The organism is Rubeoparvulum massiliense (genome assembly GCF_001049895.1).
Lineage (GTDB): Bacteria > Bacillota > Bacilli > Rubeoparvulales > Rubeoparvulaceae > Rubeoparvulum > Rubeoparvulum massiliense.
In genome coordinates this window covers 186,467-209,490 of the sequence record NZ_CVPE01000005.1, presented here as the reverse complement: position 1 = coordinate 209,490, position 23,024 = coordinate 186,467, and the positions used below count along the sequence as shown (strand labels likewise).

Here is a 23,024-nt window from a genome sequence, read left to right as displayed (position 1 = left end):
TGTCATAGCAATGAACTCTATAGAATGAAGTTTTTCAGAATGAAGCTTATCGTAACAGGAAGGGGAGCCTAATGAGACAAAAAGTAGGTATTATACTAATTGTATTATTACTGGTCTGTCAAAGCTTTGTGGGACTAACACCAGTAGCATATGCTGAAGGAGCAGTAATTACAGAGAATCTTATTACTGATGTGACCATCTTGGATCAGGATGGGAATAGAATTGAGGATATCCGTCCGGAGCAAGGCTCTAGGGTAAAAATCAATTATGAGTGGAGCCTCCCTGTGGATCATAAATACAGTGCTGGTGCCACCTTCACCTTTGCACTGCCCAACAAATTTAAGCTGGATAAAAGCTTGACAGGGGAATTGAAGGGTGAAGTCGGCACATATGAAGTAACCCCTGAAGGGACCGTTACCTTCACCTTCAATGATGAAATCAATGATGGTACATCCTTGGATGGATACTTCGAAGTATGGCGAGAATTTGATGAAAGTAAGTTTGAAGGTGGCCTGAAGCAGCCCATTGTTTTCCCCATTCATGAGGGACAAAAAGTAATTCTCGTACATTTTAAGAATAAAGGCAGTGAAATGGATAAAACAGGGGTGGCCAATAAAGTGATCAATCCTAGTGAAATATACTGGGATGTTGATTTTAACAAAGATGAAAATTCAATTACAGAGGCTACCTTTGAGGACAAGCTTCCCGTTGGTCTAGCAATTGACCTGAACTCTATAAAAGTCTACTCTTTACAGGTAAATTTAGACGGATCTGTCCAAGAAGGAAATCCCGTCGATATTGGTACAAGTCAGATTATTAAGACCGACACCGGCTTTAAAGTGAACTTTGGAAATATTGAAAGTGCCTATCGAGTGAAATATACAACATCGATTACAGATGTAATCGATCAAACATTTACTAATGAAGCCACGGTATCTGGAACAGACATTCAGCCGATGACCGAAACTGCAAGTGTTACTGTGAAGTTCAGCAAGCCCCTTGAAAAAGCATCTATTGGCTATGAACCTACCAGTCAGACCATTACGTGGGCCATTCAATATAACTATAATGAACAAGTGATTCCGAAAAAGGATGCTTGGTTAGTCGACCAATTTGATACAACTCAAGAGCTGATCCTAGACTCATTGGCAGTTTATCAGATGACCATCGATGAGAATGGAGAGGCGAGAAGGGGAGATCTGGAACCGAATAAGAACTACACTGTTGAATCTACTACTGCAGGCTTTCGCCTTGAATTTAAACAGGATGTAAGCTCTGCCTACGAAATCACTTATCAAACCAAAGCGATCAAGCGTGTACATGAGGATAGCTACACCGTTAACAATAAAGTGGAGATGCATGATGGTACAAGCAAGGAAGCCACTCAAAATATCAATCAAGTCATCTTCCACAAGCGTGCTAAGTCAGTAGATTATGCGAACAAAATCATCACTTGGGAAATCCATCTCAATCAAGATAAAAAATCCATGGAGAATGTGGTGATTACTGATAACTTTGCAGGACAAAATTTCAAGCTGGTGGAAGAAAGTGTGTCAATTTCGGATTTAGTCAAAGGGACAGAATATAAAGTAGAAATTAACCCTAGTTCCGATCCTAATTCAAGGTATGACGACGGATTGACAATTACATTTCTAAAAGAACCAATCACCACCAGCCATGTGATCACCTATCAGACCACATTCGATCCACGTCAACCAATTCCCAATGACGGATATAAGAATCAGGCAACGTTAAAATGGAATGAGGGTGGTACGACACAAACCCCCATTCAAAAATCAACACAGGTAGATCCTGATCACTATACTACCCATAACGGGAATAAAACTGGCATATATAATGCCCAAACCAAAGAGATTACCTGGACTATTGATGTGAATTATAACCTTCATCAACTAGATAAAGCGATTATTCGTGATTTCTACACAGATAAGCAGGCCTTGGTTGAGGATTCTTTAACAGTTCATCATTTGAAACTCACAGGGAAACGTAATGGGGTAGAACTAGGGGAACTTGTATCCAACACTGATTATGAATTCAAAACAATGAAAGATGCTAATGGAAATGCTGGCTTTGAAATCCAGCTTGGGCAGATCGACTCGGCCTACCGCATTACCTACAAAACTAGTTTAGCAGGTCAACCTATCTTAGCATCCTATCATAATCAAGCGACATTACAGGATGGAACAGAGAAACCAGTATTTAGCCAATCTGCTAGCGTAGCGCCGAAATATGGTGGCGAGTATCTGAATAAATCAGGTCGTCAAGGTGAAGGGGCCGATTCTGAGTTTGCTTTCTGGACCATCGATATCAATCGAAGCCAGTCTCAGCTTGATGCCGGTACCACAGTGGTAGATATACTCTCTGAGAATCAAATTCTAATTCAGGAATCCATCAAGCTTTATGGAACCGCTGTTAACCCTAATGGGACTTTGGTAAAACTAGATTTGGTTAGTCCATCTGAGTACACACTAGAAGCATCTAATCAACAACTCACATTGGTATTTAAAAATGCCATTGATCGAGCCTATATTCTTGAATATCAATCCTTCATTAATGCCGAACACGGAGAGAAAATCAATAACGATGTACGACTTTCAGGTCAATCTTCAGGAGAGGTTGATCAGAACACGAAGAATGAGTTCTCTGTTTATCTATATGGTGCTGAGGGTGGTGCAAATACACCTGGTAAAGGAAAGTTTAAAATTGTTAAGGTAGATGAGGCAACGAACCAACCGTTAGCTGGGGCAACATTCGGACTCTATGACAAGTCGGGATCTATATTACTTGAAACACTTGTAACCGATAAAAATGGTGAAGCAGAATCGAACACCTTTAAATTTAAGAATTATCTGCTCAAGGAACTATCTGCTCCATCAGGCTATGCCATTGCTGATGAGTATAAAGCTGGGAAAGTTATCACATTAGCAGAAGCCGACCAGATATTCACCATTTCGAACAAACAACTTCATCAAGCGGTAGAATTAACAAAAATGGATAGCAATGATATGCGTGTGTTGTCAGGAGCAGAATTTGCATTGCAGAAAAAAGATGAGACGGGCTTGGTTACGGTTAGTACACATATCACCGATACTAACGGTCGCATCGTCGTCGATGGTTTAGAAGCTGGCCAGTATCAATTCGTTGAGACCAAAGCGCCAGAGCATTATTTATTAGATCCAACACCTGTTGAGTTCGCCATTCAGCATGAGCAGACAGAAGTTGTGAAGGTGGATAAGAGAAATGAACGTGGTCGTGGGCATCTCATTATCACGAAGGTCGATGCATACAATGCCCAAAAGGTTTTACCAGGAGCGGAGTTTGAACTGTATGACAATAAAGGCACATTGCTTGCCACAAAGACAACAGATGCAGATGGGAAAATCGTGTTTGAGGATTTACCTTACGATCACTATCACCTAAAAGAAACAAAGGCTCCAAGAGGTTATGTGATAACCTCTGCAACTAGTACGATCTTCGTGACCATGGATCATCCTACGAAAGAGCTGACCATCCAGAATAGAAAGACTAGCATCACAGAACCTAGTAATCCAGATAAACCAGAAAAACCGATTGATCCAGAGAAGCCAATGGATCCAGAGAAACCGATCGAACCAGATCAGCCGGTAGATCCAGCACAACCTGAAGAACCAAGCAACCCAGACGATCCGAAGCAACCGGACGATTCCGGAAATCCTGATGACCCGAAGCAGTCACGGCCAGGTGAATCAGATCATTCAGATGAACCGAATCAAATGGATGAGTCAAGCAATTCGCATCTATCAGATCATGCAATTGGAACATTACCGCAAACTGGAGAGAAGGCAAGGGTCGACTTCCTATTGGCAGGAGCTTTCTTCCTGATCATCGGGGCTTGGATGCTGATGCATCGAAAAAAAGTAAAAGAATGAAAATAGAAGAATCATAGAATAAATAAGATGTGTTAAGGGCCATGATGGGATGACTCCTATCGTGGTCTTTTTGATGGGATCTAGTCAGCGAAGTATCAATAGACAAATGGTATAATTGCATAAAATGGATTTGTTGAATGTGATCTGGAAGGACTGTGTGGAATGATTCATTCTTTGCATTCAAAATTGTCTCATACATTGAAGCCGATCGCTGTGATTGTACTGGTCTTTCTGATCCTTACTGCATTCCGATTACTCTGGTTAAGCTATCATTTTCCACCAGATCAGCCGTTTGCGGAGAGAGGAATATTAGATCTTAGAGGCTATGAGTTGAAAGAGGATCAAACCATCACATTGAATGGTGAATGGGAGTTTATTCCTGGAACTTTCGCAGAGCCTCATTTAGTAGAGCCTAATTTTGAGGAGGAGGGGGTCTTCCCTTCGTCTATCCAATGGATTTCAGTGCCAACATCGAATAGCGCGGCATTACCTTATCAATTTGGTACCTATCGATTGCGTATTCTCCTCAATCATGATGAGGATCAAACATATGGGCTTCGTCTCGCTACCGCCAAAACAGCGTCCAAACTCTTTATCAATGGCAACTTGCTAGCTCAATCTGGGGAAGTAGGGGAGAAGCGGGGAGAGCACAGGGGAGAAGATATTCCGTACACCGTCTATTTCCCTGTGCATGACAATGAAATCCAGATTCTGTTACATGTATCCAATTTTGATACAGCTGAAAATGTGGGAATCGCCAAGTCGATCAAGTTCGGTATCGGGAAGGCAATCTTAGCGGAGCAAGAGTTCCAAAAAACAGCCATCATCTTCATCATAGTTGTTCTACTAATGTATAGCCTGTATACGATCCTTGTATATCTCTTTGTCTATCGCGACAAACGACTACTCTTGCTTGCCATAGGATTTCTTCTACCGGCCATGGATGAACTGATCACCTATAATAAAGCGGTGCTCACATGGTTGCCGCTAAATTATGATTGGTCGGTGAAATTAATTAATCTCGTCTATCTTGGTGCGGCCTTGTTCTTTATACAATTGATGAGAACTTTATTAACAAAAAATAATGTCACACCAATATTTCGCTGGTACGCCATCATGTATGGTCTCTCGGCAATCTCCATCATCTTGCTACCTATTACATATCTATCGAGAGCGAATCTCTTATTTTTTGGCCTTTACTTTATTTCTTTTCTTACTGTGCTTGTGTTTACCCTGCGTGAATATTTTCAGAATCAAGCGGAGTCCTTCTTTCTCGCATTCACAGCTGTGAGTACCACATCGGGGATTATCTGGGGCATCATTAAAGGTGTAGCGATGATCGAGATTCCCTTCTATCCCTTTGATTACTTGTTTGCCTTTCTTGGTTTTGCTGCCTTCTGGTTTAAAAGGTTTTCTTTAACGAGGAAGCAAGTGAATGATCTGGTGGAAGATCTGAAAAAGACGAATATAGAAAAGGATGACTTTCTGGAAACTAGCGCACAAAAGCTATGGAGTCCTCTAAATGAGATGATTACCATTGCTCAGATCATCCATGATAGTGAGAAAACCTCATTATCGGAGCACCACCGCAATAATCTAAAATTGCTGATCAATATTGAACGAAGCATGGCTTTTGTCTTAAACGATCTCGTCGATTTTACACGCTTAAAGGAAGGCACCATCCATCTTCAGCCAAAGAGCATGAATGTTCAAGCAGCAGTAACAAGTCTGTTTGATATTCTTAGATTTTTGACTGATGGGAAGGCAACAGAGTTCGTCTCAAAGGTTCCCGATTTATTTCCTAATGTACTTGCAGATGAAAAGCGCCTTATTCAGGTATTGTTTAATCTTTTGCATACCTCCATTAAATATCTGAATGCAAACCTTATTGTGGTTGAAGCAGAAGATCATGACGGGATGGCGACCATATCCATCAAGGTGTCTGGTCACGACACTGATGAAGAAACACAGCAACGAATTCTATGCGCCTATGAGCAAGGAGACGGGCATACAACCAATGATGATGGACTGGAAGTGAGTCTCAATGTAAGTAGGCAATTGATCCAATTGCATGGTGGGATATTGCAGATCCATGTTCTACCCCAGCAAGGCATCGAATTTATCTTCACCTTACCGTTAGCTGGAGAAGCGGTATCTGAGGTCGACAAACTGGAAGAATTAGAGGAACAAATAGAACTAGAAGAACAAGCAGAACGAGGAGGAATTCTTAATAAAGCGGCGTTATATCAGCTAGTTACTAATCCAACGGAGCTACGAGAGAGAGATTATACGATTCTCGTCGTAGGTGATGATCCAGTTCAGCTCAAGGTGATTAGCAAACTTTTTTTACTTGAATCATATGAGGTTGTAACGGTAACCAGCGGTGAGGAAGCACTGGCTTACTTGGATATCATGGATTGGGATTTACTAATTATTGATGCCATTATGCCCAAGATGTCAGGCTATGAATTGACAAGTCGTATTCGCAAGCGCTATTCCAAGCTAGAGCTCCCCATCCTACTGTTAACTGCTAGAAATAATCCTGAGGATGTGTATCCTGGTTTTGCCATGGGGATCAATGATTATGTGACGAAGCCCATCAATTCACTAGAGCTGAAGTCGCGTGGGAAAGCGCTGATTGACTTAAAACATTCCATTACTGAACAGCTTCACATGGAGGCTGCTTGGCTGCAAGCACAGATTCAGCCACACTTTCTCTTCAATACATTGAATACCATCGCATCCCTCAGTGCCATCGATACATCACGAATGGTCACCTTACTCGACAAATTTGGTAATTATCTACGAGGTAGCTTTGATGTAAAAAACCTGCAGCGTCTCGTGCCACTGGAGCATGAGCTTGAGTTGGTACGCTCTTATCTCTATATTGAACAGGAACGTTTTGGGGAACGATTGCAAGTACATTGGGAAATAGAGGACGATTTAGTCCTGGAGATTCCTCCACTCACCATTCAACCTCTCGTAGAAAATGCAGTTCGTCATGGTGTTTTGAAAAGACCCAGCGGCGGGACCATCTGGATCTCCATCACCACCCAGGCTGATGGTACAAGGATTGCGATCAAGGATGATGGGGTAGGGATGGATGAGGAGAAGGTGCAGAAGGTACTTCACGAAAAAAACATGAGCGAAAGAGGAATCGGGATCCTGAACACAAACAGGCGCCTCAAGAGAATCTATGGTCAAGGCTTACAAATTATCAGTTCGCCAAATCAAGGGACCACAATTATGTTTATGATACCTAAGTAATGGTATGATAAAGCGCCTGTGTAGTGTGATCGGGGGCAATCCCTAGTTCTTCATCTAAAAGCGTAGCGAATTGCTGATAGATGCGTATCGCTTCTCCCCGATTTCCAGTCTCTCGATAGTGAAGCATTAATTGTTGAACCACCTGATCCGAATAAGGATTACATTGATAAAGCAAATGGAGACACTGTTCACGCTTGTCTAGCTCATTGGACTGGGTATAATAATGATTCATTTTTTGCAGGAGTTGATCATACTTGTGTATCAGCTCCTCTGCTCTTGCTACGGCCCAGGGATAAGCATTGGTCTCCATATAAACACCAGTATAATTCTGAATGATTGTTTCCAATCGTGTGATGTTCTCTTCCGTCACCATAGGATCCTCATCCAATGCTTGCTCTAGCTCGAAAGCATCACAGTAAAAATGGTCTAATTGCAGAATATAGCTTTGATTGAAAAATATAAGGGCTTGCTGATAGCCGAGACTGTCCAAGGTTTTTCGTAAATGGGAGATACATGTATGGAGTAGAATTTTCGCCTTTTTGTAGTCATACTCAGGCCAAAGACACTCAATGATGGTATCCCGATTCATGTAGGTGTTGTAATGCGTAATGAAGAAGGCAAATAGCTCCTTTACCTTAGCTGTCTTCCATTTGACAGGCACTTCCTGGTGATAAACCATGAATTCGCCGAAGCAAATCACCCTTAAAGCAGGGAAAGAGGAAGTACCATGGACAAGCCTGTCTGTTGATAGATTCGGATCATGGTTAGATAGATTAGATAGATTAGATAATTGGGCTTGATGTTCTTGGAGTCGAGCCACTGTTTTTTCTAAACGGTTATTTAAGACTGGCTTTAATAGATAATCAATGGAAGCTAATTCAAATGCTTGCACGGCATAGTCGCGATACGCTGTAACAAACACAATATGGATGTCACGATTCCATACTTGGATTAACTCTGCCAAGTCCAGTCCGCTAATCCCGACCATTTCTATATCCAAAAATGCCACCTGAAAATCCAGCTTCTTCATTTCATCAAGCATGGACTCAGCTGTATTAAATGTCTTGACAACTTCAACACCGCCGACTTCATTCAATCTTTTTACTAGAAGCTGAATTGCTAAGGGTTCATCATCTACAATAATCGCGCGTAGCATAAGGGACCTCCTTTCTGAAGCAATGCGTGCTATTTAGCAGTAAATCTGCTTCCAGAACTCATATTTTCATTGCTAAGTAGCCATTCCTAGAAGTTATTATTTTCAATAAAAAATTCCATTACTCGAAACAACTCTTTACCAATTATACCGATGCCTATACAAATCTATAGAATGCTTTTTTAGGTATAAGTATAGGGATAGGTATACAAATCATTATGATTATAATACTTGTAAATCATGAATTCATAAAGATTAGCAAGAATTTAAAAAGAAAAGAAGAGGAAAGCTAATAAAAGCAGAACCTTCATCCGATAAGAATAGTGTATGAACTAGAATACTTGGCGCGCGACAAGTGTTCTAGTTCCAAAAAAGCACATGGATGTGCAAAGAACATAATTCAAGGAGGAATTTTAAGATGCGGATTAATAACAACTTAATGGCAATGAATACTCATCGTCAGTTAGGTATTAACAATACCATGACTGCAAAGTCCTTAGAAAAACTCTCTTCCGGTTTTCGGATTAATCGTGCTGGAGATGACGCAGCAGGTCTTGCAATCTCTGAAAAAATGCGAGCTCAAGTACGAGGACTTAACCAAGCATCTAGAAATGCTCAAGATGGTATTTCCTTGATTCAAACAGCTGAAGGTGCTCTTCAAGAATCACAAGCCATTCTACAAAGAATGCGTGAATTAGCTGTTCAATCTGCAAACGATACAAACGTTGCAGTTGACCGTGGCGAAATTCAAAAAGAAATAGACCAATTGTCCCAAGAGCTAACAAGAATTGCAGATACAACAGAATTTAATACTCAAAACCTTTTAGGTGGCGATTTCTCAGCAAAATTCCATATTGGTGCAAATGAAGGACAAGATGTTGACTTATCCATTGGTAAGATGGATGCAGATGCACTAGGAGTTAAAGGAAAAGCATATACAGCAACAGCACTCGAAAGTACAGGTGCTACGAATATCAGTGTTACAAGTTTAACAGGAGATGCATTGAATATTGACATTGCAGCATATGCAGGTTCTGGAGCAGCTGCTATAGCAGAAACTACTGCTTCTTATGATAAAGCTAGTGGAAAGATCACAATAACCTTAGCACAAGCAGCAGGTACGACTGGTGCAGCAGGCGCTGTTACAGGTACAGAAGCAGCTATCAAAGCTGCACTGGACAAGATCGCAGGAGAAGCTGGAATTAAGGTTGAAGCAACAGCTACTTTAGGTACTACAGCAATTACAACTGAACCTACCGACCTTAGTACGACGGTTGATATAACAACAGAAGATACAACTAAGGAAGTAGGTATCAATGTTTATACTCAAGCAAATGCATCAAAAGCTATTACTACCATCAATGGTGCAATCGAATCTGTTTCAGCAGAAAGATCCAAACTTGGTGCTATGCAAAATCGCTTAGAGCATACAATCAAAAATCTTGATACATCTGCTGAAAACCTTCAAGCCTCTGAATCTCGTATTCGTGACGTGGATATGGCGAAAGAAATGATGGAATTCACGAAGCAAAATATTCTGCAACAAGCAGCAACAGCGATGTTAGCTCAAGCTAACCAAGCTCCACAAGGCGTACTCCAATTATTAAGATAAGTAGTATAGTTTCATTAAGGTAATATTTACAGAGGGTCAGGGGAATTTTCCTCTGGCTCTTTTTAAATTATAATAAGTTCGAGAAGAGGTGCAAAAGAGGATGACCACAAGCTTATTATCAAATAAAATCATAAACACTGAAAAGCTAGTCTTTGAATGCAACTTTGGAGAGGTCATCAAACATACTATTGATATTGTTGAAAATATTGAGAAAAATATTGTATTTTCCAATGAAGAGAATAAACAGACATGGAATCAAATCTCTTATTATCTTGCAATGGGTCTAGAGAATAAGGACTACCTTGTTATTGCAGATATCTTAGAATATGAACTGAAACCATTACTAAGATCAGAAAATCTCTTCTAAAGGGGAATCAACATGACCATCTATGAAAAAAACATGTCATTTTTTAAAGATAAGGCTCCACAGCTATATGATACCTTATCTAAAGAGACTCCTTTATATCATATTTATCTCAAAGAAATGCCAGACCAGGATAATTGTGTCATTGAAACTAAGGAAGCAAAGTGTTTTTTACATAGTATTTATGATATGGAACATGAAATAAAAATGATGTTGAATCAAACAGATAATGATATCGATACCATTATTCTATTTGGCATAGGAAATGGTCATCTCCTTGAATACATATTAAAAAAATATAATAAACTACACGAGGTTATCATTGTAGAGCCATCACAGCAATTGTTCAAAAGATATTTAGAAAGACATGATATAAGTAAATTGCTCAAGAAAGATGTTAGCCTCACTTTTATTGTCAATAAAAAAGAGAACTTTGTGGCAGATGCGCTGTACTTTTATATGTTGGATTCAAAAAAGGTTTCGATTGTTTTTCATGTATCCTATTGTAGTTTGTTTAATTCTTACTACAATAATCTGACATCCCACCTTACTAAACTACTAAAGGTAAAGACGGGAGATATTCGTACATTTGCAGGTCAGTGGCAATTATGGCTATTAAACTCAATAAAAAATCTAAAGACACAGAATACACTACCTATCGAGAGTATCATAGATATTTTTAGAGATAAGACTGTTGTCCTTGTCTCAGCAGGTCCATCATTAAATAAAAACATCCATCTTCTAGAGAAAATAAAAGAAAAAGCAATTATCTTCGCAGTAGGCTCCGCAATAAAAGTATTAGATAGTCATGGAATTGTTCCCCATTTTAGAGTAGCAATTGATGCAAATCCTGCGGAATATAGAGTTTTTGAAGATATCAATACAGTAGTGTCTCCATTGATATTTGCTAACCCATTATATTATGAAATATTGCCAGAATATGAAGGCGCCAAAATTCGGTTCATATTAGAATCTGAGTACCTAGGAAAGTACATTTATCAAAAAGCAAAAATTCCATATAAAGAATTTCTCTCTGGTGCATCTGTAGCTAATGCGACTTTAAACTTCTTATGTGATATCGGCTGCAAGAGAATCATCCTTATGGGCCAAGACTTATCTTATACAGAGGAAGGGTTACATGCAAAAGGTGTAAGTTCAGAACTCGAGGATAAGGAATGGGCTAAAAAACATGAATATACATTAATGAATAATATCTATGGAGAAAAGGTTTATGCAATAGATCCTTATCTCCAGATGAAATATACCATCGAAGCCACAGTGAAGAGATATCCAAATGTAGAATTTTTGAATGCAACAGAAGGTGGGCTGGGAATTGAGGGAGTTGCTAATTTAACAGCACAAGAAGTGCTTGATGTAAGGTTGAAGAATGAATCCAACATTCAATTTGAAGATGAAATTACTTTGTGTATGGATACTAAAGATATTAAGCATGAGTACTATGAGAAATTAAGTCAAGGGTTAGATATCATGAAGGTTGAATTATTAGAAGTAATTAAGCTACAGGATGAAATGATACTATCTATAAAAAGATTAACAAAATTAAAACAAAAAAAGGTAAGTACTAATAGGATTGAAAATGAAATAAGGTACTTAGAATCCATTGAAAATAGACTAGAAGAAATAGCTGCGTATAGGGATGTGATTGTTCACGCCTTACAAGCAGATCTGTTAAGTATTAAGACGCGTTTCAGTTATAAAGGCTCCAATCTGGATAAGCAGAATGAAGCAAAAGAAATAATTATTGTTAATACTCTTGCAAAGACTAGAGAATTTGTTAATTTGGCTTTTAGACTAATCGAGGGGGATTATAATTCTATAAAAATAAAATAAACTTTTCACAAAGAAATGTAATAGTAGGTTGTAGATCAATAAATGTGTATAATAATATGCTGTATTATTTCTTCCAACACTAATAGTTATGATGTGAGGTAGGTGTAAGAACTTGCTAAATAATGCATCAATCCTTATCACTGGTGGCACAGGATCCTTTGGAAAAAAATTCACTGAAATGATCTTTGAACGATATAATCCTCGCAGAGTTATCATTTACTCCCGCGATGAGTATAAACAATTTCTTGTGAAAAACATGTTTGCACAAAAATTATCTTCTGATCAGTTCAAGAAGCTTCGCTTTTTTATAGGGGATGTGCGAGATAAAGAGCGTCTATATCGTGCCTTTAAGGATGTAGACTATGTAATCCATGCTGCTGCGATGAAACAAGTTCCAGCTTGTGAGTACAATCCATTTGAAGCGATCAAGACTAATATTCATGGTGCTCAAAATGTGATTGATGCTTCGTTAGATCGTGGTGTGAAGAAGGTTGTAGCCCTATCAACTGATAAAGCAGTGAATCCGATTAACCTATATGGTGGAACAAAACTAGTTTCAGATAAATTATTTATATCTGCCAATGCGTACTCTGGACAAGCAGGGACTATTTTCTCAGTAGTTCGTTATGGAAATGTTGCGGGAAGTAGAGGCTCTGTAATTCCCTTCTTTCAAAGTTTAATTGACCAAGGATCAAAAGAATTGCCAATCACAGATTACCGAATGACACGTTTTTGGATCACATTAGAAGAAGGAGTAGAGTTAGTATTCAAGGCTTTGGAAGAGTCAAAGGGTGGAGAAACATATATCTCAAAAATCCCATCTTTTAGAATTGTTGACTTAGCCCGTGCTATGGCTCCCGATTCAATATTAAAAGAGGTAGGAATTCGTGAAGGGGAAAAGCTCCATGAGGTCATGGTTCCCAGGGATGATTCTCGCAATACTTATGAGTACGACAAACATTATATTATCTACCCTCACTTTGATTGGTGGAATGTACGAAAATACCTTACACCAGGTGGTCAATTGATCGAAGAAGGGTTTGAGTATAATTCAGGAACAAACACAGACTGGCTATCGGTAGAACAATTACATGAGCGAGTTATAGCTATGGATGATGTGCATGCTGACAATACTATTGGAGTTTAAATAAAGACAAGAAGGGTGTCATCATGGGAAAAGTAATAGCAATTATTCAAGCGCGAATGGGTTCCACTCGTTTACCAGGAAAAGTTATGATGAAAATCGATGGTAAGACAATTCTCCATCATGTAATTGAACGTGTGAAGCAAGCATATGGGTTCGATCAGATTGTGATTGCGACTACAACCTTTACACAAGATGATGTCATTGCCAAAGCAGCAATAGAATACGGAGTAGAAATCTACCGAGGTAGCGAAGAGAATGTTCTGTCTCGATATTATGAAGCTGCAACGAAGTATCATGCGGATGTGATTGTACGAATTACTTCTGACTGCCCATTAATAGATCCATTGATAATTGATCAGTTAGTTCAGTTTTATAAGAGCCATGATTACGAAATGGTCACCAATGCAGGTATAGACTTATCAAAACGAACTTATCCACGAGGATTGGATACAGAAGTCTTCTCTTATCAAGCTTTGAAAGAAGCATATCTTAATGGACATGCCCCTTATCATAGAGAACATGTAACTCCCTATATTTATGAGAAGAGTGACAAAATCTATTACTACCAAGATGAAAAGAACAACTCTCAATATCGTTGGACACTGGATACGGAAGAAGATTTTCGCTTAATTCAAGCGGTATATCTTTATCTATATAACGGGAAACATGATTTTTATTATAATGATATTTTAAAAGTATTCAGTGAACATCCCGAATTGATAAAAATCAATGCACATATTGAACAGAAGAAGGTTAAGTAGCAGATAAAGTGATAAGGAGGTATAACATGAAAGATATAACGATAATCGATAGGCATATTGGAGAAGGTTATCCAGCATACATTATTGCAGAGATGTCAGGCAATCATGCTGGCGATATCCAGAAAGCGATTGAGTTAGTTCATGTGGCTAAAGAGAGTGGTGCTAATTGCATTAAGATCCAAACATACACGCCAGATACCATCACTATCAATTCCAACAAACCTCCTTTTCAGATAAAAGAAGGATTATGGCGAGGGAAAAATCTTTACCAATTATATGGTAAAGCATACACGCCATGGGATTGGCAAGGCCAACTAATGGAGGAAGCCAATAAAGTAGGCATTCATTTTTTTTCTACTCCTTTTGATTTTACAGCGGTAGATTTTTTAGAAGAGTTAGGTGTGGAATTCTATAAAATTGCCTCCTTTGAGTTAGTTGATACTCCTTTAATAAAATATGTAGCTTCAAAAGGTAAACCAATTATTATGTCTACTGGCATGGGAACATTGGGAGAAATCGAAGAAGCAGTGAAGGCAGTTCGATCTCAAGGCAATGACCAACTATGCCTTTTAAAATGTTCAAGTTCCTATCCAGCAATACCTGAAGATATGAATTTGCGTACAATTAGGAATATGGCAGAAATATTTAATGTCCCTGTAGGACTATCGGATCATTCGATGGGTTCGATTGCAGCAGTAACTGCAGTTGCCATGGGTGCTAGTGTGATTGAGAAGCATCTATGTCTAAGTAGAGAAATCGAAAATCCAGATGCTTCATTCTCGATGGAACCTCATGAATTTAAAAAAATGGTTCAAGATATTCGCTCTGCAGAACGTGCAATGGGAAAAGTAAGCTACGAGATTTCACCAAATGAAGAAAAAAGTATGATTTTTCGAAAGTCTATCTTTGTCGTTCAAGATATACAAGAAGGTGAAATATTTACAAAAGAGAATATCCGAGTGATCAGACCAGGTGAAGGTTTGACACCAAAATTTTACGAAGAGATCATCGGAAAACGAGCTTCAAAATCGATTGAATGTGGAACCCCTCTAAGGTGGACAATGATTTCTGATTAAAGTGAAAGTGAAGTGATATTTCATGAGGATTAGTGTCATTGTTGATTCGAAGAATAGCTGGTTTATACCCTATGCAAAACAGCTGTCTACGTTATTACAAGATAAACATGAGTCAATCTTTATTAATGAATTAACTGAATTACAATCGGGGGATATCGCTTTCTTTCTAAGTTGTACCCAAATATGCCCACGGCATCTATTAGAGCTTCATCGAAGCAATATTGTGATTCATGCTAGTAATCTACCACAAGGTAAGGGGTGGTCTCCGATGCCTTGGCAGATACTTGAGGGGAAAAATGAAGTTTATCTCACGATGTTTGAAGCTGTTGGGAAAGTGGATAGTGGGCCAATTTACAAGAAAGACATTGTCTTCTATGAGGGTCATGAGCTATTGGATGAGCTTAGAGAAAAGATGGCCCAAAAAATTATTGAAATGGCAATGTGGTACGTAGAAAATTTCCCAGTAGAAGGTGACAAACAAGAAGGCGAGGAAAGTTTTTACCCACGTAGGACTCCCATGGATAGTGAGTTAGATCCCAATAAATCAATCGCGGAGCAATTTAATCTAATGCGAATTTCAGATAATGAACGATACCCACTTTTTTTTATCAAAGATGGTTATAAGTATATTTTGAAAATCCACAAAGAAAACGAATAGAGTAATAGGTGATCAATATGTATAAACTTGCCTTCTATGCCGATGGTGGTCAAACTCTAGGGATGGGACACATTATGCGTTCTTTGTCTCTTGCTAAAGCGTTTACTCGACATGGTGCTCAGGTTGCCTTCTTTAGTCGATATCCTGAGGGTATTGCAAAAGTAAGAGAAGAAGGTTATTTAGTCTATACTCTACCTTCCAATCAGTTTGAAGCGAAATCAATAATCAGTGAATTGGAAGGGAAGGCATTTGATATTTTGGTGGTGGATCATTATGAGGTGACACCATCCTTTTTTTTAGCAATAAAACCATATGCTAAGGTTCTTGTATATATTGATGATTTGAATGCATATCGATACCCTGTAGATATTATTATCAATGGTAATATCACTGGAGAATATCTTAAATACGAAGCTTTGTATGAAGAACAAGTTTTCTTATTAGGTCCTCAATATAACCTGATTAGAGAAGAATTTAAAGGACTTCCGCAGCGCCATGTGAACAAGTCTGTTCGAGACATTTTAATCACCACTGGCGGATCAGATCCTCATCATTTGACTGAATGGATCATCCAGGCGATTCGTAGTGAGCCAAGGATGAAAGAGATTAGTCTACATGTTGTAATTGGTAATAGTTTCCAATTTGATGAGCAGCTAAAGAAAAAATTAAATTCCGATAATCATATCCATTTCTATAAAAATATCGCAAGAATATCGGAGCTTATGTTGCGAGCTGATTTGGCCATTTCATCAAGTGGAAGTACCTTGTATGAATTATGTGCTTGTGGTGTACCAACATTAGGATTTATTATGGCTGATAATCAGCAAATGATATCGGAACAGATGGATCAATGTGGATTTATCAAGAGTATGGGATGGTACACTGAAGTTTCTTCACGGCAACTCATAGATAATCTTAAACATTTAATGGATGACTATATTACAAGACAGGAGATGGTATCAAAGCAGCAGTCATTGGTCGATGGTAAAGGAACAGAAAGAATTGTGGAGAAAATAATCAGCCACTTATTGGAGAAGGGAATGTAGATAATGAACCATGAATTTATTCCATACGGCCGTCAGTGGGTTGATGAGGAAGATATTCAAGCCGTAGTAGATGTACTACGTTCGGATTACCTAACTACGGGACCTACAATTGAAGCATTTGAAAAAAAATTTGCAAAGTATGTTGGTGCTAAGTATGCAGTGGCCATTTCGAATGGAACAGCAGCACTTCACGCGGCTTGTTTTGCGGCTGGCATCGGAGAAGGTGATGAGGTAATTACAACACCGATCACCTTTGCTGCATCTGCAAACTGCGTATTATATTGTGGAGGTACCCCTGTTTTTGCTGATATTGACCCTATCACTTATAATATCTCGCCATCTGAGATTAGGAAGAATATCACCTCAAAGACAAAGGCGCTCATTCCTGTTCACTTCACTGGACAACCTTGTGATATGGATGAAATATATAAAATTGCGCAAGAATATAACTTAATCGTTATCGAAGATGCTGCCCATGCAATTGGAGCAGACTATAAGGGAAGAAAGATAGGAAGTATCTCTGATATGACCACCTTTAGTTTCCATCCCGTTAAGCATATTACTACTGGCGAGGGTGGTATGATTACAACAAATAATGATGAATTGTATGAAAAACTTAAGCTATTCCGTTCTCATGGAATAACTCGAGATCCGAAGATGCTGCATCAAAACAAGGACCATTGGTATTATGAACAAATAGAATTAGGATACAACTATCGAATGACCGATATTCAAGCAGCCTTAGGTCTTAGTCAACTAAAAAAGGCAGACCGATTTTTAAAACGGAGACGGGAGATTGCTCACCAATACAACGAGGCTTTCAAAGGAATTGATGGGCTTATACTTCCCCATCAGCTAGATAGCTCTCATTCTAGCTGGCACCTCTACATCATTCAAATTGATTCAAATAAAATTGGTGTGAATAGAGACGAAGCTTATCAAAGATTGATAGAAAGAAAGATAGGTGCCAATGTTCATTACATTCCAGTCTATCTTCATCCATATTATCAACGGTTAGGGTACAAACAGGGATTATGCCCACAAGCTGAGAACTTATATGAAAGTATGATAACACTTCCGCTTTTCCCCAAAATGACTGAGTCCCATGTCCAAGCTGTGATTCATGATGTTAAAGAGGTACTGGGCTAAGAAGATAGGAGTAGATTAACAGATTGGTTGTAAAATGTTACGATATAAATAGTAAGTAGTAATCCACGTTCAAGGAGGACTTGATATAAATGGACATCGCCGCCCTCTCCACCGCCCTTAGCCAAGGGAAAATCGCGCAACAAGCAAGTATCTCTGTCCTACGCATGTCAATGGTTACTGCATTACAGCAGGCCAATGATTTTACTCAGATGCTACAAGCACAGACCAAAGCATTAGAACTATCTGTCCAACCGCACCTTGGAAGTAACCTGGATATCCGTATCTAATCAAACTTAAATCGAAAATGATTACCAACGTAGTAACACTATAGGGAGGAGGATTCTGATGCATGCCCGAGATTGTATGATTCATGATGTGCTAATGTTTAATGCCAATGATACGGTAGAAAAGGCTTTAGCAGAGATGAATGAAGAAAAAGTCAATGGTGCGCCTGTAGTTAATGATAATGGAGAATTGGTAGGGATGGTGGTGAAGTCAGATATCTATCGCTTCCTCATTGCTCCTGGTCGTAATCGCCAATATCCATTGGAATTAGTGATGTCTAAGCAGCTCATTACTGCATCACCAGATGAAGATCTTCTCACCATTGCGGAACGCTTGCGAGAAAGTAATATTATTGCAATGCCGATTGTGGAAGGGAAACAGGTAGTAGGTTTTATCTCCCTTGAAGACATTGTGGATGTCTGGCTAGAGCAGCATGTAGCCAAATCGTAAAATCCAGATAGAAACTTCCACTAAGTAAAAAAGATTATTTGAAGTAACCTCCTTTTTGGAGGTTATTTTGATATAAGATTTGGTTTGATGTGAGCTACCACTTCAATTTCATCCAAGATTAACCGATACTATCAATAGATAGTAATGACAAAATCGAGGTGAAGATTCATGTCCATTCAATCGGTTGGAGGTAACCCTGTTTCACCTATTGGTAGAGCTACGCCAGCTCAGCCTGTGGAGAATCGTCCGTATGAGCGCCAGTCTTCCACAGAACAGCAAACGCAGCAGGAACAACATGCACAGCAGCCTATCGATGCCAATCAGTTGGAAAATGCAGTGAATGGTCTCAATCAGATGTTGGAGGTCACCTACACCAAGCTCCAGTTCGTCTTTCATGAGAAATCTGGTCAATACGTGGTAAAAGTGAAGAATGCAGTTACGGATGAAGTGATCCGCGAAATTCCACCGGAGAAATTCCTCGATATTATCACTGGCCTAAAAGAGTATATGGGCTTATTAGTGGATGAAAAAGTCTGATCGATCTTAGAAAGGAGGTAGTACGATGGAAATCGGATCTACCAATCGTGTTTCCGGGTTAATGTCCGGTATGGATACAGAAAAAATGGTCAAGGATCTCATGGATGCAGAGCGTGCTCCATTGGATCGACTCAAGCAGCAGATGACTGTCGTCGAATGGCAACGGGATATGTACCGTGAACTGAATCGGGAAATCTTCAGCTTACGTAATCACGCCTTCGATATGAGCCTCACTACACCATATACCACACGGACCGTTACCAGCTCTAACCCCTTTGTAGTGACTGCCACAGCGAGTAATAATGCAGTGACCACATCCAATCAGGTAATCGTCGAGAATCTGGCTACTAATGCGAGTCTTACCAGTGGTCAAGTGAGTACAGGTGCAAATGGTGAAACCATCGTTGATGGAAGCTCAGTGATCTATCAAGGAGCTACGCCTTTTCAATTGACTCTTCAATATGGTGCAGGTGCAGATCAAAATGTGAAAATTGATGTGACCAGCGGAATGACTGTTGATCAGTTCATTGCTGCTGTTAATGGACAGAGCCAAACTACAGGAGTGAAAGCCTCCTACGATCCCAATTTAAAACGTTTCTTCTTTAACCAAACGAAGTCAGGTTCTGAAGCACAGATCACCATGACAGCCAATGACACGGCGGGCACAAGCGATTTTATTACGAAAACAATACAATTGGCAACCAGCAGTGCCACAGGTCAAGATGCTAAGGTACAGATCAATGGAACCGCCTTCACCTTTGCCACCAATCAATTTACGGTGAATGATGTCAACTATACCCTCAACGGGGTGTCGCAAATCGATGCGAAGGGGAATCCCGTAAGCAGTACTGTCAATGTTGCCCAAGATATCGATGGCACTGTGGAAAAGATCAAATCCTTCATTCAAGCCTATAACGATGTGATTACAAAAATCGATGGAAAATTAACTGAAAAACGTGAGAAGAACTTTAAGCCCCTTACCGATGCGCAACGGGAACAGCTATCTGAAAAGCAAGAGGAGCAATGGGAAGCCAAGGCAAAGAGTGGATTATTGAAAAGCGATGCTGATCTCACCAACATTACCTATGCCATGCGGAATGCCATCTATGATACGGTCAAAGGTGTAGATAACGACAAGTATCAGCATCTCAGTTCGATCGGGATCACTGTGAATATGTATGATCATAAGGATAACAAGCTATATATCGATGAGGATAAATTACGTGATGCTCTACAGAAGGACCCCGATGCTGTGGTACAGCTCTTTACCAACAAAAGTGATATTAAGAGTGAGCAAGGCTTGGCCACTCGCCTCAAGGATGCCCTCGATGATGGCTTTAAGCGTCTTAAAGAAAAAGTGGGCAGTGATGATGTCCTTGTGGACCAAAGCTTCTTTGGCGAGCGACTGAAGCAGATGAACGAACGGATCTTCGTGTTTGAAGAACGCCTAGAACGGAAAGAAGCCTTCTACTGGCAGAAATTCACCGCCATGGAGAAAGCGTTAAGTAAGTATAATGCCCAAGCGGGCTGGTTGATGAATCAATTTGGTGGCGGTCAATAACGCCACCAATTCGTAGATTTAGGTCAAATGGACCAAGGCATAGATATGGTACAATAGTACTATGACTCTCACTGTTGAAGAAACAGTACAGAGTAATGGGTGGCTGAATAAAGGAGTGTACATGTCGTATGTCGATGAGGAACCCACAGCAGATCTACCAGCAGAATGCCGTTACTACCGCTACGCCAGCAGAGTTAACGCTCATGCTTTATAATGGAGCAATCCGCTTTGTCCGCCAGTCCAAGCAGGCTCTAGAACATAAAGAATTGGAAAAGGCTCATCAGGCCAATGTGCGGGCTCAGGATATTATCAATGAACTCATGGTTACGCTCAACATGGATGTTGATCTTTCCAAGCAATTGCTCCAACTATATGATTATCTCCGCAATCGTTTGATAGAAGCCAATGTTCAGAAGGATGGGGAAATCCTTAATGAAGTTGAGGAATTTCTCATTCAGTTTAAAGCGACCTGGGAGCAGGCGATGAAGCTAGCCAAGCATCCAACTGCTTCAGTATCCTCAGAAAAGTAGGGTGATCTCATGACAAACAGAGATGACCAGAATGAAAAGCTACGCTATCAGGAGCTACTTGCCATTAGTGAGAAGCTCTACCTAGCGGTGAAGACGGAGCTAGCGGCTCATCCTAATGATTCATTGGAAGGGGTTCAATATATTGAAGCTCTGCTTAATGAGCGACAGGAACTGATCCTGGCCTTGATGCGTGGGGAACGAGCAGAGGAGAAGGGGCATGATGATGAACGTCATGTCTACCTCCGTCAATTGGTTCAATTACATCAACAGACAGAACCTTTGATCACGGAGCTCTATGCCAAGATTAAGGGTGAAGCGCAGCAGTTCCAGCTGAATAAGCAACGGCATCAGCGTTTACAACGAATGGCTGAAGGATATCAGACAGAGGGATATCTCTTTGATGAGAGAAAATAGATAAACACGAGAATATTTCTATCGTTTTGTTCTCAAGTATTTAGTATTACTTTTCTTCCCTCAGCGTAGCTGAAATATCCCTTCTTCACTATTTACAACCTTAAATAGAATTCGAAATGAACTCGAAAAGCCACTTATACCAACTGTAGCCATGACCACTTCGTCATCTTGAAGCTTGATAGCTTCTTCATGATCAAGTGGTTTTTGTGTTTTGGGATAATGCAACCTTATCCACAACTTTTTGTGGATAACCTGTGGATAAGGTGTGCTTAAAATGGACTGATTTCTGTGGATAATGTGGACAAGTCTGTGCATAACTGTGGCTAAAGGGGTTTGGGGATCGGGATATGTGAATAAGTTTGTGATTATAAGGTGGAGAAAAAAGAGGTGGGATTTTTCCTGTATTTATGTGATAATAAAGATAGGAAGGAGGAGGTATTCATGTTAAAGTATAATATTCGCGGTGAGAATATTGAGGTAACGCCAGCTCTTCGCAGCTATGTAGAGGAAAAGGTTGGACGGCTTGACAAATACATTGAAGGTCAAAATGTTGAGGGTCATGTAACCCTTCAAGTGGTTCGTGATGAGCATACTGTAGAAGTTACCATCCCTCTTAAAGGTGTCATTCTTCGTGCTGAAGAGACGGACAAGGATATGTACGCCTCCATCGATGGAGTTGTTGATAAACTGGAGCGTCAAATTCGTAAGCATAAAACAAAGATTAATCGCAAATTCCGTCAAGACGGTACGATTAAAAATATTTTCACAGAGACTAATGGCAATGGTCGAGCAGAGGAAGAGGATAACATCGAAATCGTTCGTACCAAGCGCTTCAACTTGAAACCCATGGATGTGGAAGAGGCTGTACTTCAAATGGAAATGTTAGGCCACAACTTCTTCGTCTTCAACAATGCTGAGAGCGATAGTGTTGATATCGTCTACAAACGTAAGGATGGTCGCTACGGTTTAATCGAAACTGTTTAAACAATTTCATTCACTTTCATGAAATTTTAATCTGGTTATGCTATAAAGAAAGGAGTGCAGTCATTGCACTCCTTTTCTGATCATTGCGATTTATCTATGCTTCCAAGAATCGGGTTCTATTGGTCTTGAATGGAGTTGAATGTTTCAATAACTTTTATTTGCCACTACTTCAATCTCTTGATAATATAGAAAAGAATATTGGATCTATGATGGGAATATTGGCAGCAGCAATATTTACTGGTTAAGGCGT

The 23,024-nt window shown here is 39.7% G+C and carries 19 protein-coding genes; 18 read left to right on the top strand and 1 reads right to left on the bottom strand.

From position 1 onward, the window contains the following. Positions 1–71: 71 nt before the first annotated feature. Both BN1691_RS06255 and BN1691_RS06250 read left to right on the top strand, forming a co-directional pair. Positions 72–3,929, top strand: coding sequence for a collagen binding domain-containing protein (locus BN1691_RS06255; RefSeq protein WP_048601378.1), 3,858 nt, complete (start codon positions 72–74; stop codon positions 3,927–3,929). A 162-nt stretch (positions 3,930–4,091) separates the two neighbouring features. After that, on the top strand, positions 4,092–7,196 hold the full coding sequence (locus tag BN1691_RS06250; RefSeq protein ID WP_048601377.1) for an ATP-binding protein: 3,105 nt from the start codon (positions 4,092–4,094) through the stop codon (positions 7,194–7,196). Here the strand turns inward: BN1691_RS06250 and BN1691_RS06245 are convergent. After that, a complete protein-coding gene (locus BN1691_RS06245; RefSeq protein WP_048601376.1) occupies positions 7,189–8,352 on the bottom strand; it encodes a response regulator in 1,164 nt (387 codons plus the stop codon). The genes BN1691_RS06250 and BN1691_RS06245 overlap by 8 nt on opposite strands. Before the next feature lie 415 nt (positions 8,353–8,767). Between BN1691_RS06245 and BN1691_RS06240 the strand changes: the two genes are divergently transcribed. The 16 genes from BN1691_RS06240 (at position 8,768) to hpf (ending at position 22,774) form a co-directional block, all read left to right on the top strand. Then, on the top strand, positions 8,768–9,961 hold the full coding sequence (locus BN1691_RS06240) for a flagellin N-terminal helical domain-containing protein (RefSeq protein WP_048601375.1): 1,194 nt from the start codon (positions 8,768–8,770) through the stop codon (positions 9,959–9,961). A gap of 100 nt (positions 9,962–10,061) precedes the next feature. After that, entirely contained in the window at positions 10,062–10,328 is a 267-nt protein-coding gene (locus tag BN1691_RS06235) for a hypothetical protein (protein ID WP_048601374.1), read from the top strand. A 12-nt stretch (positions 10,329–10,340) separates the two neighbouring features. Further along, complete coding sequence (locus BN1691_RS06230; RefSeq protein WP_048601373.1) at positions 10,341–12,176, top strand: motility associated factor glycosyltransferase family protein; 1,836 nt, start codon at positions 10,341–10,343, stop codon at positions 12,174–12,176. 112 nt (positions 12,177–12,288) lie between these two features. Further along, positions 12,289–13,323, top strand: a complete 1,035-nt coding sequence (pseB, locus tag BN1691_RS06225) for a UDP-N-acetylglucosamine 4,6-dehydratase (inverting) (RefSeq protein WP_048601372.1) — start codon at positions 12,289–12,291, stop codon at positions 13,321–13,323. 23 nt (positions 13,324–13,346) lie between these two features. Then, entirely contained in the window at positions 13,347–14,084 is a 738-nt protein-coding gene (locus BN1691_RS06220; protein WP_048601371.1) for a cytidylyltransferase domain-containing protein, read from the top strand. A 26-nt stretch (positions 14,085–14,110) separates the two neighbouring features. Beyond that, on the top strand, positions 14,111–15,160 hold the full coding sequence (gene pseI / locus BN1691_RS06215; RefSeq protein ID WP_048601370.1) for a pseudaminic acid synthase: 1,050 nt from the start codon (positions 14,111–14,113) through the stop codon (positions 15,158–15,160). A gap of 268 nt (positions 15,161–15,428) precedes the next feature. Next, positions 15,429–15,818, top strand: a complete 390-nt coding sequence (locus BN1691_RS14665) for a formyl transferase (protein ID WP_222704568.1) — start codon at positions 15,429–15,431, stop codon at positions 15,816–15,818. Positions 15,819–15,835: 17 nt separating this feature from the next. After that, positions 15,836–16,864, top strand: a complete 1,029-nt coding sequence (gene pseG, locus BN1691_RS06205; RefSeq protein WP_048601368.1) for a UDP-2,4-diacetamido-2,4,6-trideoxy-beta-L-altropyranose hydrolase — start codon at positions 15,836–15,838, stop codon at positions 16,862–16,864. Positions 16,865–16,867: 3 nt separating this feature from the next. Beyond that, positions 16,868–18,013: a UDP-4-amino-4,6-dideoxy-N-acetyl-beta-L-altrosamine transaminase gene (pseC, locus tag BN1691_RS06200; RefSeq protein WP_048601367.1), complete on the top strand. Its 1,146-nt coding sequence runs from the start codon at positions 16,868–16,870 to the stop codon at positions 18,011–18,013. Between the two features lie 89 nt (positions 18,014–18,102). Next, complete coding sequence (locus tag BN1691_RS06195; protein ID WP_048601366.1) at positions 18,103–18,300, top strand: YjfB family protein; 198 nt, start codon at positions 18,103–18,105, stop codon at positions 18,298–18,300. Positions 18,301–18,358: 58 nt separating this feature from the next. Beyond that, positions 18,359–18,748: a CBS domain-containing protein gene (locus BN1691_RS06190; protein ID WP_076850124.1), complete on the top strand. Its 390-nt coding sequence runs from the start codon at positions 18,359–18,361 to the stop codon at positions 18,746–18,748. A gap of 168 nt (positions 18,749–18,916) precedes the next feature. Beyond that, entirely contained in the window at positions 18,917–19,285 is a 369-nt protein-coding gene (locus tag BN1691_RS06185; RefSeq protein WP_048601365.1) for a flagellar protein FlaG, read from the top strand. Between the two features lie 25 nt (positions 19,286–19,310). Further along, a complete protein-coding gene (gene fliD, locus BN1691_RS06180; RefSeq protein WP_048601364.1) occupies positions 19,311–20,846 on the top strand; it encodes a flagellar filament capping protein FliD in 1,536 nt (511 codons plus the stop codon). Positions 20,847–20,974: 128 nt separating this feature from the next. Next, positions 20,975–21,376, top strand: coding sequence for a flagellar export chaperone FliS (gene fliS, locus BN1691_RS06175; protein ID WP_048601363.1), 402 nt, complete (start codon positions 20,975–20,977; stop codon positions 21,374–21,376). A gap of 9 nt (positions 21,377–21,385) precedes the next feature. Continuing rightward, on the top strand, positions 21,386–21,790 hold the full coding sequence (locus tag BN1691_RS06170) for a hypothetical protein (protein WP_048601362.1): 405 nt from the start codon (positions 21,386–21,388) through the stop codon (positions 21,788–21,790). 441 nt (positions 21,791–22,231) lie between these two features. Further along, positions 22,232–22,774, top strand: a complete 543-nt coding sequence (hpf, locus tag BN1691_RS06165; protein WP_048601361.1) for a ribosome hibernation-promoting factor, HPF/YfiA family — start codon at positions 22,232–22,234, stop codon at positions 22,772–22,774. Positions 22,775–23,024: the final 250 nt, after the last annotated feature.